Genomic DNA, 14,067 nt, shown 5'->3' on the forward strand with positions numbered 1-14,067 from the left:
TCCATAGAACTAAACTTTTACTTATTCAACTGTGCTTCCACAAATGCATCAGTAACAACGCGAGCTTTTGAGCCAAAATCCTGTGTTGCACCACTAAATGGTAATGGGGCATTAAAACTAAGCGCAATAGCGCACACCAACAACCATAATGCGCCTACGCTCCCCACAATCTTAGTCATTACTATTCTCCTTTTTTAAGCTTAGGGAGAAACCAATATTACATACATAGCATTATACATCAAGCACAATATTAACGTAACATACTAATTTTATTGCATATTTCGTTAGATTTTCTTATATCTCATTGAATTAAATTTTATTTTTTTCCCCTAACTCCATCCAAAAAAAGATTATCCAATGCAAATATGCACTCAACAAAGATATGAAGCTCACAAGGCACTTCGTACAGCTCAAGATAAGCATTGATATGGCTACCATCTAACGGCATAGTCACAGGATGATATGAGCGCCCACGTGCAATTACATTGAATGCACTCAAAATAGCATGAGCTATATAACTAAACTCAGGCGCATCATCTAGCTTGCGCCCTTGCTTTTCGCGGATCTTCTTCTGAAAGTCGGTTAGTCCACCGTCTCCCGCGTGCCATTGGTAAAGCTTTGTGACTTTCCCAAAGTGTCAGCTTTAACCGCATCTGCTTCTAACTGGATTTGCTCTGCATGAGATTTCACAAAAGCCCATATTGCTACCCCCACATCACCCATGTTTAATAATTTGGTGGCATTTTCAGGTGTGCAAGGCTGCTCAGTTTCTTTGCCATTTTCACGGAAAGATACACCATCCCAGTCTTCAATAAGGTGGCAAGCAGCAGCTTCAAGTAATAATTCATGATAAAGCTTATCTTCACCACTGGCTGTTGATACGACGTAGCCTTTTGATGCGACTTGATTCTGTGCTCGCTCTAATGCAACACGATATGGTTTATATGCCTCACCACGAATCTTAAAGCGAGCTAATACGTTACCTTCAGCATCTTTGTATTCTTTCCAAAGAGATGTTTCTTTGCTTTTTTCAATTTCTACAACTAAGGTCATTTTCTTTTTCCAAAAATATAGCCCCTTTCGGGGCCATTGTTAAGCTGTTGTGCGTGTAATCGTTGGCGCTTCTTTCACATGACGGAATTCCATCGCCATAGTGTGATCATCATTTTTATTGGTATCTGAAAGCCCGTCATTATCAAGCTCCAGCTTCGTGAAATTGAAACCGTAGGCATTACCTTTTGAATCTTCCATGCCAATTTCAGATGTCATAGTTTCACGTGATTCAACGTAAGGAATCCATTCTTTTGATGTGGTTGTAAGAGCTAGTGTTACATTCAGGGTAATAGTGACATTACCTTCTGTGTAGCGGTTTGGAATCAAGCTGCCGTTTCCTAAACATGGCTTAGCGGTCAGGTTATTATTGATAGTAATTGTGAAGGACTCGGCACAAGCCGTTCCAACTGTGGACACACCACTAATTTTAAACTCATTCACGTTGATTGATGACATAAATGGAGTATCTGTGGCTGCAACAGGATTTACTACTGGTGTTGCTGTTGGATTGCTATAGCCGGTTGCACTAATTGAAGCTGTACCCGTGATTTTACCTTCTGTGTCGCCTTGAATAGTCAATTCACCAATTCGACAACCCGTGAAAACTTGAATAAACCCGACTTTTTTTGTCGTGCTTCACAATTGTGTATGTTGGTAGTGTGTCACCACCAATTTCCAAAGTTGAGACACTTGGTGTGCCTGAATCAACAAATAAATTACCTGCAACACCTTCAAAAAACATATCTTGGCTTAAGGCTGATAATTCAAATTCAATGCTACCCGTTGCTTCGGCTGAACTTGCCACAGAACCTTGTTCAAAACGTGAATCAACAATCTCATCCGATTGCGTCATCGATACCGTCTTTTTGAGTGAGTCTGAGTTTCGACGCAACGTATGCCAAACTGGCACCGCAGGCAAAGTATTAGGTGTTTCTTCTTTCGCAATGTGGATTACCACATCAGTGCCCTTTGACATAGTTGTCTCCTAAATTTAGGCATAAAAAAACCGCCCTAAAAGGACGGCTAAATAAGAATTTGGGTTTAGTTCACTACGTACGAAATATTCACGTTGTACTGGTAATAAAGTTCACCATGGGTACTTACATCAATAATAGAAGCCTCACGCAACTCTAAATCATCTTTTTTATGGAACTGCATATGCTCAGCCCACTTGTCGGCCATCTGTGATATTAAATCTGTGCCAGTATTTAAAGGCGCAAACAATTGGATATAAACAATACCAGTAGTGCGTGTACTTGGTTTAGATCCGATCTCTGCAATAAAACTGCCCGCATTTTTAACTGTAACCTTGGCCCATATCTCATTTGCAGGCGGCTCAAAAGGTTTACCACCAACAAGCGGATTATTTGCTAATTGAATGTTTGGTTTAGGCATTCCAGTGAATGTACCTACATGTGCCAAAATAGCCCGCAAGGCTTGAGTATTTGTCATCATTTGTATTTCTCACAAACATGCTGAAATGAAAGTGCATAAACACCATTTGGCGCTTGTTGAGAGTGACCGTTTTCTAAATCTAGGCCATACGGACTATTACTTTGGATATAGATCAGGCCACCAAAATTAGCTGAAGCTGCTACTTTAAGACCATGATTTAATGTTTCTGAGCCTGATTCGTCATAATTTTTTTGGTATGAGTTATCTGGTGAATCAAGCGTAACTTTGTGTGATGCTCTAAATTCACCATCCATTACAGGGGAACGTACAATGACTTGCTGAAGTGTTTCGCCCACGATATTTTTTACATGTTGGTCAGCATCCATGAGCATGTGTGCAGCAAAATCACTGGGTTTGTTTTTCCATCCCATATTCCACCCATTAAAAAACCCACCGAGGCGGGTTTTGTTGAATTTAACTATAATGTTTTAGTTTGAAGCTTTTCTTATATGTGGTAAATGGTGAAACTTCCTTAATCACTTTATCAACTAAATCCTGATAATGATCAAAGCATTTACTATATTTCCAAAGATTATCATGGAAATCTGAATTATCATCCTCGCTAGCAGACACACATTTTCTGATGATATGTTTTACTTCAAAAGCTAAAGAACTATAATTTTTAAATAGCTCCAATAAATCAGGTTCATTCAAGCATGATTCAAGATAGAGAATGCATCTATAATTGTCTTGAGAGATGATATTTATCCTCTCAATCTTTTCACTCAGAATTTCAGAACTGATAGAATTTTCATATTTAAGTGCAGAAATATGTGCAGCCTCTTCCAGTAAATTCTTTAAAAGCGACTTTGCCTCACTTGCTATTACTTCTTTTCCTTTTTGCTTATGCCACACATAATAAACAATAAGAGTAATAAAAAAAGGTGTGAATAATTTTATCAACTCATTCCAATCAACAGCACAAAAATTCATAAATCCCCCTTAATTTCAGAGGGATATTACTAAACTTTCCGCAACTGGCAAACCCAAATAGATCCCGTTGGATCAGCACCAATATTCACCACCTTAAAACGCCCTTTTGATGTGGTCCATACATCACCGATCTGTGGCACCTGACTCACCTCATTCTGCAAGACAGTGGCCTTTGAATCTGTTGCTTGGTAATCCGTAGGCTTTACCATATCTTTTAAATAAGAACCAAATAGCACGCCACGACCAGAATAAGATTCATCACCAATGACTGGGTAAGTCTGCGTCTCGAAATCCATTTCACCAGAGTAAATTATCTTTTCACACGTGAATGAATCCACAGCATCAGCCAGCTTTTTATTAAATGCCGCAGCCACTTTAGATTGAATTTTGTTTTTGATCATGACTTTCGCTCTCTTCATACATAGCAAATAAGTCTTGAGCTATTCGTTGTATTGAATATGCTTCAAATTCAATGCTTGGCTCTTTTTCACCCATTAGGTGTTTTGTACGCTGCCAAATATGCACAGCTTCATGCAACAGTAAACCATGAACAATAATCAGTGATTTATCTTGCGTTTCCCCGAGCTGAACAATGCAGTGCCTGCCGCCATCGTAATAATCGACTTGCGCAGGACAGCCAAGAGATAGAAATTCATCCGAATCATTCATGTCATCAAATAGAAGATCCATATGCATTTGATTACGAGCAAGCGTGTACTTTGAATGCTCAAAAGGCGTGATATACCATTCGGGTACATAGTCGGTGTTAATCATGCTCGAAACACCTCAAATCCAAAGCCTTTGGGTTTTAGATCAAGTGAATCAATCAGGGCTTTAGCGATTTGCTCATACTCTGATACTTCGCGACTACCTTCTGCAAATGTTTCACTGACCTGTACCGTATCGGCCTTTACACTTTCACTGGTTGTCTGCCGGGCAATGCCAGAATAAATCACACCTGCCTGAATGCCTTTGATAATTTCACAGGCTGCTTGCTTAAGTAGGTCGTCAATCAAATCTGGAATAAAACCAACTTCATTTTTCATCCATGTGTTTGCAAGTAAAACGAGGCGAGCTTTATCACCAGCTGGTGCAAAGTCTGCCCCCAAAATTTGCTCAGCCTGTTCTTGGGTAATAAAGCTCATGGGTTATTCCTTAGATTGTTCTACTTTGGAGGCTTCTTCTGCGGCTTTAGCTGCTTTCAATTCCGCAGCAGTTGGCTTTTTGGTGGGTGGCTGCAATTCATCAATACGCGCCTGCATAGCAGCAACATCATTTTTAAATGCAATGAATTCACCTTGGGCTGTGGCTAGTTGTTCTTTCAACTCCACATTTTCAGCAATAACTTTTGCACATTCGGCTTTTGCTTCATCGATCGTGGCTTGAAGTTCTGGTGTGATGCCAACTTTTGCTTCAATGGTGACAATATTGGAATTATTGCGCTTAATCAGATCTAGATAAGCCTTAGGAACATCACCAGCCACTTCTGAGCACGGTTCCAAAGTATCAGCTTCGTGATAAGCACTAGCTTTGCGGAGGATATAACCTTCACCTTGAAGTTTTGCCACATTTTCGGGAGAGAAGTCATCCGTGAAATATAGGCGTTTATTAGATTCTTTTTTCATGTTTTCTATTTCCAATCAGGCAAAGAAAAGCCCCTTTCGGGGCACTTCATTTATGCAGACTTAATTAGGACGCCAGCTGTATCTTTCACGCTTGATGCGATTAGATCCCAGTTAGTTGGAGTACCAATTGCTGCATCAGTTGGAGATTTGCCACCAGTAGCGGTATCCCATGCGTAACCTTTCACACCTGCACCAAATGTCCACTCAGCTTGGTAGGTGTACTTGATATTCTCACCACCGGTGCCCGGCACCAATTCAGCATTGAAGTCATTGTTATCATTCACGACAACAGCACCTTCTACGAGGCCTAGCGAGTTGTAGAATGCAGTGCCAGCATTATCACCTACCAAGGCAGGCGCATCGGTCACCACAAACACACGACCAAACGGATCACGAACCACATTCACACCATCATAACGGAACAGGTTTTCTGAGTTGGCCAGAGCATTATCAAACAGGTTGTGCATTGTTGTGGAGTGAACAATCCAAGCACGAATTGCGCTTGAACGATCACCAAGTTTCGCAGCACCTTTGTTAAGCAAGCGGAATGATGCAGCATCAGTACCGTCACCATGCACGGCATTGGTATTTCCTGAAATTGCTGTAGATGCACCCAAAATTCCCGCATTCAGCATGTCAGCTAAACGCGCTTTGGCCAACTGCTCACCAATTGTTAAGGCAGCAAGTTCAGGGTTTTGAAGAATCCAAGAATACTGCTGTTTTTCATACTCAATCGGCGGAGTGCCTGCAGCAACCTTTACAGCCACATCAAGTAATTGTTCTAAACGTTTTGCGGTAACTGTACCTGTACCATATGCATTACGACGACGCACAATTCCAGCAATTGCCTTGAACGATGCTTCAATGTTGAAATCACCACCGAAAGGCTCATTGATCAATTGGATTGCACCCTGTGATGCTTCGTTGAATTTATCAATGTCCTGTGCCACTGTTTCTGTCATTGCGGCATAGGTTTGCTTGTTAAATACCTGTAAATCAAAAGGCATATGCCTCTCCTTAAATTAATTTATGCTTTTTCGCCCACTTGCTTCATGTAAGCAATCTTTTCTTCTTTGGTTTTGCATTCAGCCAAAGATTTAGGGCCCGATTTGTTTCCATCACCACCCTGAAAACCCGCACCACCAGCTTGAGAACCTTTTAAAATTGAATCCTTATGTTGGTATCCGCCAACCAAAGTTTCTAAAGCTTCATCAAAGTCTGCGATTTCACCCGGGCGAGTGCGTGAAAAGATTTTTTGACCATCGGCACCAACTGCCACGACCTTGCCATTTTCGATCTGGAAGTTCTTTCCAAACGTGGCTTGAATCATGTCTACCGGTACAGCGATGTTGTCTTGAATGAACTTAGAACGAGCGAAACCGCCGCCAATAAGCTCGTTATGCAGTTGAGTTTGAAATGCATCACGCTCTTGAACAATTGGTGCATATTTATCTTCAACGGCTTTAATTGCTTCGAGTTTGATTTTTTCGACTTCACCAGCATCCACCAGTTTTTTATCGTCGAAGTTTTTCAAAGTTTCTAAAGCTTTTTTAGCAGCTGCTGGATCTTCAATGCCTTCGAATGCTTTAAGCGTGGATTCAGCCTTTTCATAGCGTTCACGGTTTGTTTTAGCTTCACCATTCAAACGCGAAATGGTTGCTACGGTTTGGGCTGCATCATGTGCTACTTCTTTGCCATCGTCATGAACATAGATTGGTAAGCCCTGTTCATTCACTTCCGCATATGTCTTGTTATCCACGGTTACTGTTTTAAGTTTCATAAGTCATCCGACCCTATTTCTAAAATGAGCATCCGCTCGTTACGCTGTCCGCATCCGCTTTCAGCAGGCAATAAAAAAGCACCTCGGGAGGTGCTCTATTTGAATTTAGTTTTTTGGGTAATTGCAAAAAAGCAATAACCTTCGAATTTCTAAAGTTTGTTTTCTGCAAGTTAAACTTCTGTTACTGCTTTTGAGATGTCCTTATGACCTAAAGAAAGCCCTTTCGGGTCATGATTTGGATTATTTGCATTTGTTCTCTGGTTGGTTTAATTGCTCACGCAACCATTCAGACTCATCTTGCAGGCTTTCTTTGGTGTATCCCATTGCTCGGACACCTTCTGAAGCTCCCTCATACTCCTTAAATCTACTTAAGACAAAATCATAAAGTTCAATATTCTCTTTCCAACCTTTGCAATCTAGAGCTTTAAGTTTATTGGACCTAGCTAGATCCTCTTGCTCATTCTTTGCCTCTGTAGAAATCACTTGATTTCTGTCCGATTGTGTTTGAACGTATCGCTCCATTAACTTGTAATATTTAAGTTCAAAGTCTTTTTGAGTTGAAGCAAAAGAGGTGCTTGATACAATTACACAAAATAGAAATGCGAAAAGCTTCATTGTTGTTATCTGCCTAGTTAAAATAGTGATGACTATTATATTTAAACACCTAACAATTCAAAGGTTTTTTTATCTAAAACCTTCAACTCACCCAACGTATAACCACGCTTATTCAGCGGATCAGCAAACTTATCAATGCTGTACTCACCTTTTTTATAAAGCTCATACTTAGATTTACCCAGCCAAGTGCGCTGAAAGAACTCATCCGACTGCTCGAAAAACTCTTTAAATGATGTATTGGCATCAAGCTGGCCAATAAGATGTTTGCGCTCATCCTTGGGAATATCTTTGACTTTACGCTCATCCATAACAAAAGGCCGTAATCCACCAATCTCACCATCCTTATTGCAAGGCATATATGTTGTGCGGTTATTTGGATGCACTGGAAATCTTGGCCGCAATGGATCATCGATAGAAAATACGTCACCGTCGATTGATGCGCAGTACTTACAAGTGCGCCCATCCAAAGTGGCTACAACTTTTACATACTCATACCCAAGCGCCTTGTACGTATCGATATAAGTTGCAGTACTAATGTGACTGCGGGCTGTTCTTACTTGACGTTCAATTGATTCACGTGACGACTTAAGTAAGCCATCTTTATAATCTAAAGCCTTTCGCCCCTTGATTCGTTGCACAATCTGCTGATTGGTCTGCCCTTGTGAAATACCATCACGAATTGCACTTTCAACTTTCTTTCGTAGTGTTGCTGCAATATCTGCAAATAGATAATCAACCAAAGCACCACCTGAAAAAGGTGCTTTCTTAATGGTTTTATAAATCTTATCAGCATTAACAACTGCAGCAGTACCAGCAACTAACTTCGCAGAATATGAAGCCTCATAAACCGCCAACTGTAATGCTGATTTATCGAACTGCTCAAACAAGTCCACATCAATTGATTTGAACCACTCATTCAGAATGGTCTTAATATCTTCAATGTTTTTACTTGATTTAGCCTTACTCGAAAAGTTTAGGCTTTTAAGTGCATTTCGCTCTGAGTCTGACAGCTCGTTTAAGATATCTACTAAGCGGTTTAACTGGCTATTGGAAAGATTATTAAACTGAGCTGTAAGTTCATTTACTGCTTGAGGTGATGCGCGGTAGAGATAAGCTGAATGTTGGCTCAGCGCATCAACCAAGGCTTTCTGCGCTGAAATGTTCATGTTTAATCCTTATCATCTAGTGAATCAATTCCACCATCTTCACGCTTTTCAATTTTCTTAACGATGTCTTCCCATTTATCTTCTGGGAAAGTACCGGTCTGCTCGTAGTGATACCAGACATACATTGGTAATTCACCTGCAAGACAAGCTTCGTAAATCAATTTTGAGCGTGTTGGGTCATATTTTGGTTTATTGAAGTCCTGAGCAATCGTAAAGCTCAGCTCATCCACTTTTAGATCATGTTCAGGCATCACAAATTTGGCACACCAGCGCAGTGCATTGGTAAAGGCTTCAGATACATTCGCCACAACGAGTGACAAAACTGAATGTTGGACTGAGCTATCATTGTCTGCCTGAGTCGCTGTTTTATTAGCAGAACCGACTTCAATTAATCGAGCACCAAGCTCTTTCATTTGGTCCCATTTATCATTCATACGCTCATAAGCCAGTCCATTTTTTTCCGCTTGGACCATCTTTGCATCCGTAGGAATACCAGAGCGACTACCTACACTGGCTCCTGACTCCTTTACCATGGCGTACTGTTCTGGCGTAATATTCGGAAAGCACAAAGTAGGCTGACCAACAATAAATGCCGATTCTTCTACATCAGCAGTACTGGTGTAATAAGACAACTCCATAGTTGCCAATTCATACAGTGGTGCTGTACCAATTTCATCTGAGTTGTCTACTGCGCCGCAGAAAGTGAAAGGAATATAATCCCAAGGCTGACCATGGTAATCAGTTGGAATGTACTTCTCTCCTTCTACCCATTCGCCTTTATCGTTCTTCGTATAAATTTGAACTGTGTAAACAAAGCTGCTACCACCTTCTTCAAGCGCCAAAATTCGATACTGATCGCTGGATTCAACCTTAAATCCATTGCGAGTTTTAACTGTCTCAAGCAGCTTCACAAAACTTAGCTTTTTCTGGTTACCGACAATGATGTAATCCCAATCCTTGATTGCGCCCGCCTTGATGATATGAATCATCGGAAAGGCACCTTTAGACTTTTCCTCTGCCTTACTTCGACTTGGCGCTACGTTTGGAAAATCAACATATACTCCACAGCGGTAATTTCGGTTGATCAAGCGTGTTGCACGTTGAGCACTTTGATAAATAGATCGACCTGCACCATCCGCATTGCGCTCCAAGTATTCCAATTCATCGGGTTTGTTGAATACTGGTGATTTGCCATAAGCCAAGCCAATATGACTCGCCAAAGTTCGACTAGTCACACCAGGAAAGATTGCGCGCATCAAATATTCTTTATAGCGGTTTGTACCATCTGGATCATTCTTTGAATTAAACAGAGATGGCTTAGGCAGGTACTTCTCTTTTGCTGCCTTAATAACTTCCTGACCACCACAAACATCATCCAACTTATTCCAAGTCGCAATGTGCTTATCATAGTCGGCATGTGTTGCTGTAATGCTCATATTAGAATCCAAACATTGGTATATCGATGCGTGTGACAGGTTTAATAATTGGGAACCGCTTAACTAAAGGGTAACCACCAGCATCACCCACATGATCTAGTCCTGACTTTTTATCAGGCGCCCCAAAATCGTCATAAACTTGTTGCTCTAGAGTTTCGGTAAATCTAGGGCACTTATTGGTGTTTACCTTTAACGTACGCTCACCATCACCATTTAAAATCAAGGCATTAACTGAGTTGATACGGTCCTTAATTGCTGGATTGGTACCATTAACCTCAACTCTCAACCCTTTGTCTCTTAAAATTTGATGATCCGATTCACTACTATTTTTAGATGATGTTGATTGCCCAGCAGCATCTGGAATCACAGTCATTTCATGAAAAGGAAACCGCTCAATAAGCAATGTGGCCATAGTTGGTGTATCACGTACTCCTACCATCTCATCCAATGCCAAAGGTTTTCCATCACGAATTACATATACAACAGCTGCCATCTTCAGGACGTTAAAGTCCATCCCAATGATCAAATGCTCATTTGGTTGAATTTCTTCATCTGTGTGATTTAGTTTTCGATCAAAGTCAGGGTAAACGGCACCACTGGTTAGGTTGACGAATTGTCCACGTAAATATGCTGAAATTAATTGAGGTGGATACGACTCGTACAGTGATGAGATATAGTCATCAGGTAGATTCTTTTCATTATCATAAGTTGACGCCTGAATCATTCCATACAATGCACGTTTGGCGGGTGTTGAATTGGCTTCTTTTACAAACTGCTCATAAGTAAACTTAAAGCCCTCTGGAGTGGTGGCGACATCAATACCATTCATCAAACCTGCTTGTTTATAACGCATACGAGCAATGATTTTTCGCCAAGCCTGTTGCGCCTTATCCTTATTCATCACATCAAGCTCATCAATCAGAGCGTGACCAATTTTAAAACCTACAATCGTTTGTGGCTTTTCCATTGAGCGGCAAATAATCGTTGTTCTATATTGCCTGCCATAATAAATATCAACTTCTTTATTTGTTTCATAGATCTTGGCTTTTAAACCCCAATCAAACGCTACTTCATCAATGGTTGGAAAGAAGATGTCTCGAATCTGCGGATAGGTAGGCGCAAAGTAGCCAAGCGGCACTTTAGGAAATTCCCAAGATTTGTCACAAAGGCTCGAACAACCTACCCAAGTTTTTCCACTACCAAAACCAGCAACAAAGGCCCTGAATTTATTCTTCAGCTGAAGGAAGTTCGCCTGCGGAACATTCAGTGTCGGATTGATGTTCGGCATTTGATTTACTCGCATTTACAACTTGAATTGTGACTTTTACGGGAGTTGGATCATCTGCCCCCTCACCATCGCCATTTTTGATTTTGTCAATTTCAAGCTGCTTTAATTGAATATCTAAAAGTTGAGCATCATGACCGTGCATTTCATCTTTGATCTGCTTAATGATGCCTTGCTTCATGTATCTATTTTCACCCCACCCGTAATACATCTTCTGTAGCTCGGCAAGGCGTACAGCTTTATTGGCTAAAGGAATGTCATAAACATTAGACCTAAATTCAGTCCTTGTTTTTTGAAAAAGGTCTTTAAGCTTTTTACTTAAATTCCGTCCAGAGTGTTTTGTCGGGTCGTATAAAGCCACCTGCTGGCGACTAATTTCAATTTTAAATTCCTGCTTTACAGTGTCCGCTACTTGTTGAGGGGTTTCAAAGCAAGCAAGAGACTGGACTATAAAGATTTTTACAGGCTCTTTTAGTGCTGCCACAGCCACCTCTCCGTAAAGCTACGTAAAGCACGATAGATAAAAAAAATCCCCTGCTTAGGGGATCATTTTGAAATGCTTAATGCTTCTTCAACTTTATCTCTGTGCTTTTCAGGGCAAGGTTTAACTCGTTCTTTGCCTTGTCTATTTGATCGCATAACAACACCATGTTCTGATTTAACATGAGCAATCCAGCATGATTGAGCTGTAATACCGTGTTTGCCTTTTATGAATTCTTGAATCTGCTTATATGTAGCCATATCACCCCCAATTTTTATCTAACTCTATTAAATTTAATGTCATTAAAAAAGTAGAAATGTGATCCTTTTGATCAAGCCAACTTCAATAAACACGTACCGCATGCATGAGCAATATTTGCCTTAGAAATTGTTGGGCCGCTATTAACAAGCTCTGCCATTTTATGAATTCCTGAATGCCCACCATAACGCTGCACTACACCAAAGAACTCTTCAACATCATGCCCACGCATTTGTAATACTGCATGCCCTGTATGGCTGTCATAACATGGTCCACCGTTAGGACTAATCTTTTGTTTTAAGTGATAAAGCTCATGTTCAACCAATGTCATGAACGATGAATCAGAACAGTCTGAGCAGTAACGCGCATCCAGTGTGATTAGTGCTTTCGGGAGAAACCCAAACCATTTAATCAATTGCGCTTCTTGTCTGTATTTCTTCCATCCACTCGCTTGAAATTGAACAATCTCCGCCTGCCCCAAAACCACACGACCTTGTTTTTCAAATGCACTTTCAGCCCACAAGAATCCAATGCCTGTGTGACCAATCAAATGCATGTGGTCTTTGTTGTATAAATCGCTATTTGGATTAAGGATTGTCTCTTGCAACCAATCATGGATATCTGCAACTGGTTCAAATAGAAATTCTTCCGACCAGTCTTTATCGATAAGATGTTCAGGCGGGTAAGGTCTTTTCATAATTTCTAGCCATTAAAAAACCTCCCGAAGGAGGTTTGGTTTATTTTGTGCAATATTTTAAATACATTGGGTACATAGGATTGGTTTTTAATAATACCGTCCCATCTTGCGTGGCTGGTATGCGTTTTTCAACCCCATCAGTATAATATGCTGTAGAGCCATCGAAATATATGCGCTGACCAGCACATTTTATATGGAAACTAATTTGATATCCAGCAACAACATCATCATTTGGCGTCTCCTTAACAAAAGAGAATGCAACCCCTTTAGGGTTAGTCATTGGTGTAATTGAGGAGTGGACCACTCCATTTGGAATATAACCTGCGGCATGGAGCTCTGACCCAAAAATCATAATAAAGCCAAAGATGCCGCCAATTTTTTTAAATAAATTTTTCACTTATCTACCCCTCTAGAAAGTGCCCTTACTTTACTCTCTAAAAAGTCAGATATAATTCATATAGTTATTCAAGTGCTCACCCTATGACCAAGCAAACATCAAGTCATCAGGCGTATTCAACCAACACCCATGTTTATTACAAAACGCATGAATGTCATTTAAATACTCAGTGAATTGATCTACCGTTGCATCCGTCGTACTAATTAATTCATTCAACCCATCCACCACCTGCTGATACATCGGATGACTTTGCTCTTTTAAAACTTTGACTGCTTCAAACGTTTTTCGATACTGGCCCACATCATCGCGATCATAGATCCGAGATAAGAAATACTTCTTAAAATACAAATGCTCTGAATCTTTATCTGTGCCTTGGTGTTTAGACCATTGATTCACCCACATCCAATACAAACGATTCTGTGCTTTGCTGCGGTCATCTTCTTTCTGATTGATCCGAACAACTAAAGGCTTGCCATCATTGAGCGCATTCGCATGGTGTTTGTGCATATATGCAATAGCCCTGCCGACTTCTTCGAATGACTTGATGACAAATGTTGCGGGGTCGAGTTTTGGAGTAATCTTATTCATTTATTACTCCCATAAAAAACCACCCGAAGGTGGTTATGTTAGTTAGGTTAGGTAACTCAACCAATCTCGCTTAACTTGCTCAATTTGTGACTGTGTTAAATTATCAAGCCCATAGATAGCATAAGTGATATCACCTTCAATCTGAGAGAAAAGTTTCATCATTCTCCCTTTATTACTCTCAACATATTCCGCTGGTGATTGATTTGAAGGAAAGATCTCTTCATCAAAAATATAATCACCGAAATCATCAAGTTTGGTAGAAAAACAAACAACTTTTTGCATGCTAAATCCTTTTAGC

At 40.4% G+C, this 14,067-nt stretch carries 21 protein-coding genes and 1 pseudogene; all 22 read right to left on the reverse strand.

From position 1 onward, the window contains the following. Window positions 1-17: 17 nt before the first annotated feature. The 22 genes and pseudogenes from AC25JC_RS00505 to AC25JC_RS00610 all read right to left on the reverse strand — a co-directional run bounded on the left by AC25JC_RS00505 (window position 18) and on the right by AC25JC_RS00610 (window position 14,051). On the reverse strand, window positions 18-179 hold the full coding sequence (locus AC25JC_RS00505; RefSeq protein WP_486923255.1) for a hypothetical protein: 162 nt from the start codon (window positions 177-179) through the stop codon (window positions 18-20). Between the two features lie 403 nt (window positions 180-582). Then, on the reverse strand, window positions 583-1,053 hold the full coding sequence (locus AC25JC_RS00510; protein ID WP_180115789.1) for a hypothetical protein: 471 nt from the start codon (window positions 1,051-1,053) through the stop codon (window positions 583-585). A 39-nt stretch (window positions 1,054-1,092) separates the two neighbouring features. Further along, window positions 1,093-2,029: pseudogene (locus tag AC25JC_RS00515) on the reverse strand (phage tail tube protein). Window positions 2,030-2,094: 65 nt separating this feature from the next. After that, entirely contained in the window at window positions 2,095-2,508 is a 414-nt protein-coding gene (locus tag AC25JC_RS00520) for a phage tail terminator-like protein (protein WP_180115790.1), read from the reverse strand. Beyond that, window positions 2,505-2,879 (reverse strand): hypothetical protein, encoded by a 375-nt coding sequence (locus AC25JC_RS00525; RefSeq protein ID WP_486923256.1) that lies wholly within the window; start codon window positions 2,877-2,879, stop codon window positions 2,505-2,507. Before AC25JC_RS00525 ends, AC25JC_RS00520 begins: the two co-directional genes overlap by 4 nt. A 43-nt stretch (window positions 2,880-2,922) precedes the next feature. Next, complete coding sequence (locus AC25JC_RS00530) at window positions 2,923-3,441, reverse strand: hypothetical protein (RefSeq protein ID WP_180110103.1); 519 nt, start codon at window positions 3,439-3,441, stop codon at window positions 2,923-2,925. A gap of 29 nt (window positions 3,442-3,470) precedes the next feature. After that, a complete protein-coding gene (locus AC25JC_RS00535; RefSeq protein WP_486923257.1) occupies window positions 3,471-3,842 on the reverse strand; it encodes a glutamate 5-kinase in 372 nt (123 codons plus the stop codon). Then, on the reverse strand, window positions 3,817-4,215 hold the full coding sequence (locus tag AC25JC_RS00540; RefSeq protein ID WP_171263712.1) for a hypothetical protein: 399 nt from the start codon (window positions 4,213-4,215) through the stop codon (window positions 3,817-3,819). The genes AC25JC_RS00535 and AC25JC_RS00540 overlap by 26 nt, the downstream gene beginning before the upstream one ends. Beyond that, window positions 4,212-4,586, reverse strand: a complete 375-nt coding sequence (locus tag AC25JC_RS00545; RefSeq protein ID WP_486923258.1) for a hypothetical protein — start codon at window positions 4,584-4,586, stop codon at window positions 4,212-4,214. Before AC25JC_RS00545 ends, AC25JC_RS00540 begins: the two co-directional genes overlap by 4 nt. 3 nt (window positions 4,587-4,589) lie before the next feature. Then, window positions 4,590-5,066 carry a hypothetical protein gene (locus AC25JC_RS00550; RefSeq protein ID WP_486923259.1) on the reverse strand — a complete coding sequence of 159 codons (477 nt, stop codon included), beginning with the start codon at window positions 5,064-5,066 and terminating at the stop codon, window positions 4,590-4,592. 50 nt (window positions 5,067-5,116) lie between these two features. Further along, window positions 5,117-6,073, reverse strand: coding sequence for a major capsid protein (locus AC25JC_RS00555; RefSeq protein ID WP_180020902.1), 957 nt, complete (start codon window positions 6,071-6,073; stop codon window positions 5,117-5,119). A 20-nt stretch (window positions 6,074-6,093) separates the two neighbouring features. After that, window positions 6,094-6,846 carry a DUF6651 domain-containing protein gene (locus AC25JC_RS00560; RefSeq protein WP_180115795.1) on the reverse strand — a complete coding sequence of 251 codons (753 nt, stop codon included), beginning with the start codon at window positions 6,844-6,846 and terminating at the stop codon, window positions 6,094-6,096. Window positions 6,847-7,086: 240 nt separating this feature from the next. After that, window positions 7,087-7,461, reverse strand: a complete 375-nt coding sequence (locus AC25JC_RS00565; RefSeq protein ID WP_078191933.1) for a hypothetical protein — start codon at window positions 7,459-7,461, stop codon at window positions 7,087-7,089. Between the two features lie 41 nt (window positions 7,462-7,502). Next, entirely contained in the window at window positions 7,503-8,627 is a 1,125-nt protein-coding gene (locus AC25JC_RS00570) for a minor capsid protein (protein WP_180115796.1), read from the reverse strand. Between the two features lie 2 nt (window positions 8,628-8,629). Next, window positions 8,630-10,063, reverse strand: a complete 1,434-nt coding sequence (locus AC25JC_RS00575; RefSeq protein ID WP_180115797.1) for a DUF4055 domain-containing protein — start codon at window positions 10,061-10,063, stop codon at window positions 8,630-8,632. Between the two features lies 1 nt (window position 10,064). Further along, window positions 10,065-11,351 (reverse strand): terminase large subunit domain-containing protein, encoded by a 1,287-nt coding sequence (locus AC25JC_RS00580; protein ID WP_078191936.1) that lies wholly within the window; start codon window positions 11,349-11,351, stop codon window positions 10,065-10,067. Then, on the reverse strand, window positions 11,290-11,832 hold the full coding sequence (locus AC25JC_RS00585; RefSeq protein WP_180115798.1) for a DUF2280 domain-containing protein: 543 nt from the start codon (window positions 11,830-11,832) through the stop codon (window positions 11,290-11,292). Before AC25JC_RS00585 ends, AC25JC_RS00580 begins: the two co-directional genes overlap by 62 nt. A gap of 62 nt (window positions 11,833-11,894) precedes the next feature. After that, entirely contained in the window at window positions 11,895-12,089 is a 195-nt protein-coding gene (locus AC25JC_RS00590) for a hypothetical protein (RefSeq protein ID WP_257223749.1), read from the reverse strand. A gap of 71 nt (window positions 12,090-12,160) precedes the next feature. Continuing rightward, entirely contained in the window at window positions 12,161-12,784 is a 624-nt protein-coding gene (locus AC25JC_RS00595; RefSeq protein ID WP_180115799.1) for a putative metallopeptidase, read from the reverse strand. Window positions 12,785-12,824: 40 nt separating this feature from the next. Further along, window positions 12,825-13,181, reverse strand: coding sequence for a hypothetical protein (locus AC25JC_RS00600; protein ID WP_180110113.1), 357 nt, complete (start codon window positions 13,179-13,181; stop codon window positions 12,825-12,827). 81 nt (window positions 13,182-13,262) lie between these two features. Continuing rightward, window positions 13,263-13,769: a NinB/YbcN family protein gene (locus tag AC25JC_RS00605; RefSeq protein ID WP_180115800.1), complete on the reverse strand. Its 507-nt coding sequence runs from the start codon at window positions 13,767-13,769 to the stop codon at window positions 13,263-13,265. A gap of 42 nt (window positions 13,770-13,811) precedes the next feature. Continuing rightward, the gene (locus tag AC25JC_RS00610) at window positions 13,812-14,051 is read right to left on the reverse strand and encodes a hypothetical protein (RefSeq protein WP_180115801.1); all 240 of its coding nucleotides are present in this window, start codon (window positions 14,049-14,051) and stop codon (window positions 13,812-13,814) included. Between the last annotated feature and the right edge of the window lie 16 nt (window positions 14,052-14,067).

Source organism: Acinetobacter sp. P37, assembly GCF_057480965.1.

Bases quoted from the DNA above. Each gene is read 5' to 3' on its own strand.
- AC25JC_RS00505 (WP_486923255.1), bottom strand. From the start codon at position 179: ATGACTAAGATTGTGGGGAGCGTAGGCGCATTATGGTTGTTGGTGTGC.
- AC25JC_RS00510 (WP_180115789.1), bottom strand. From the start codon at position 1,053: ATGACCTTAGTTGTAGAAATTGAAAAAAGCAAAGAAACATCTCTTTGG.
- AC25JC_RS00520 (WP_180115790.1), bottom strand. From the start codon at position 2,508: ATGATGACAAATACTCAAGCCTTGCGGGCTATTTTGGCACATGTAGGT.
- AC25JC_RS00525 (WP_486923256.1), bottom strand. From the start codon at position 2,879: ATGGGATGGAAAAACAAACCCAGTGATTTTGCTGCACACATGCTCATG.
- AC25JC_RS00530 (WP_180110103.1), bottom strand. From the start codon at position 3,441: ATGAATTTTTGTGCTGTTGATTGGAATGAGTTGATAAAATTATTCACA.
- AC25JC_RS00535 (WP_486923257.1), bottom strand. From the start codon at position 3,842: ATGATCAAAAACAAAATTCAATCTAAAGTGGCTGCGGCATTTAATAAA.
- AC25JC_RS00540 (WP_171263712.1), bottom strand. From the start codon at position 4,215: ATGATTAACACCGACTATGTACCCGAATGGTATATCACGCCTTTTGAG.
- AC25JC_RS00545 (WP_486923258.1), bottom strand. From the start codon at position 4,586: ATGAGCTTTATTACCCAAGAACAGGCTGAGCAAATTTTGGGGGCAGAC.
- AC25JC_RS00550 (WP_486923259.1), bottom strand. From the start codon at position 5,066: ATGAAAAAAGAATCTAATAAACGCCTATATTTCACGGATGACTTCTCT.
- AC25JC_RS00555 (WP_180020902.1), bottom strand. From the start codon at position 6,073: ATGCCTTTTGATTTACAGGTATTTAACAAGCAAACCTATGCCGCAATG.
- AC25JC_RS00560 (WP_180115795.1), bottom strand. From the start codon at position 6,846: ATGAAACTTAAAACAGTAACCGTGGATAACAAGACATATGCGGAAGTG.
- AC25JC_RS00565 (WP_078191933.1), bottom strand. From the start codon at position 7,461: ATGAAGCTTTTCGCATTTCTATTTTGTGTAATTGTATCAAGCACCTCT.
- AC25JC_RS00570 (WP_180115796.1), bottom strand. From the start codon at position 8,627: ATGAACATTTCAGCGCAGAAAGCCTTGGTTGATGCGCTGAGCCAACAT.
- AC25JC_RS00575 (WP_180115797.1), bottom strand. From the start codon at position 10,063: ATGAGCATTACAGCAACACATGCCGACTATGATAAGCACATTGCGACT.
- AC25JC_RS00580 (WP_078191936.1), bottom strand. From the start codon at position 11,351: ATGCCGAACATCAATCCGACACTGAATGTTCCGCAGGCGAACTTCCTT.
- AC25JC_RS00590 (WP_257223749.1), bottom strand. From the start codon at position 12,089: ATGGCTACATATAAGCAGATTCAAGAATTCATAAAAGGCAAACACGGT.
- AC25JC_RS00595 (WP_180115799.1), bottom strand. From the start codon at position 12,784: ATGAAAAGACCTTACCCGCCTGAACATCTTATCGATAAAGACTGGTCG.
- AC25JC_RS00605 (WP_180115800.1), bottom strand. From the start codon at position 13,769: ATGAATAAGATTACTCCAAAACTCGACCCCGCAACATTTGTCATCAAG.
- AC25JC_RS00610 (WP_180115801.1), bottom strand. From the start codon at position 14,051: ATGCAAAAAGTTGTTTGTTTTTCTACCAAACTTGATGATTTCGGTGAT.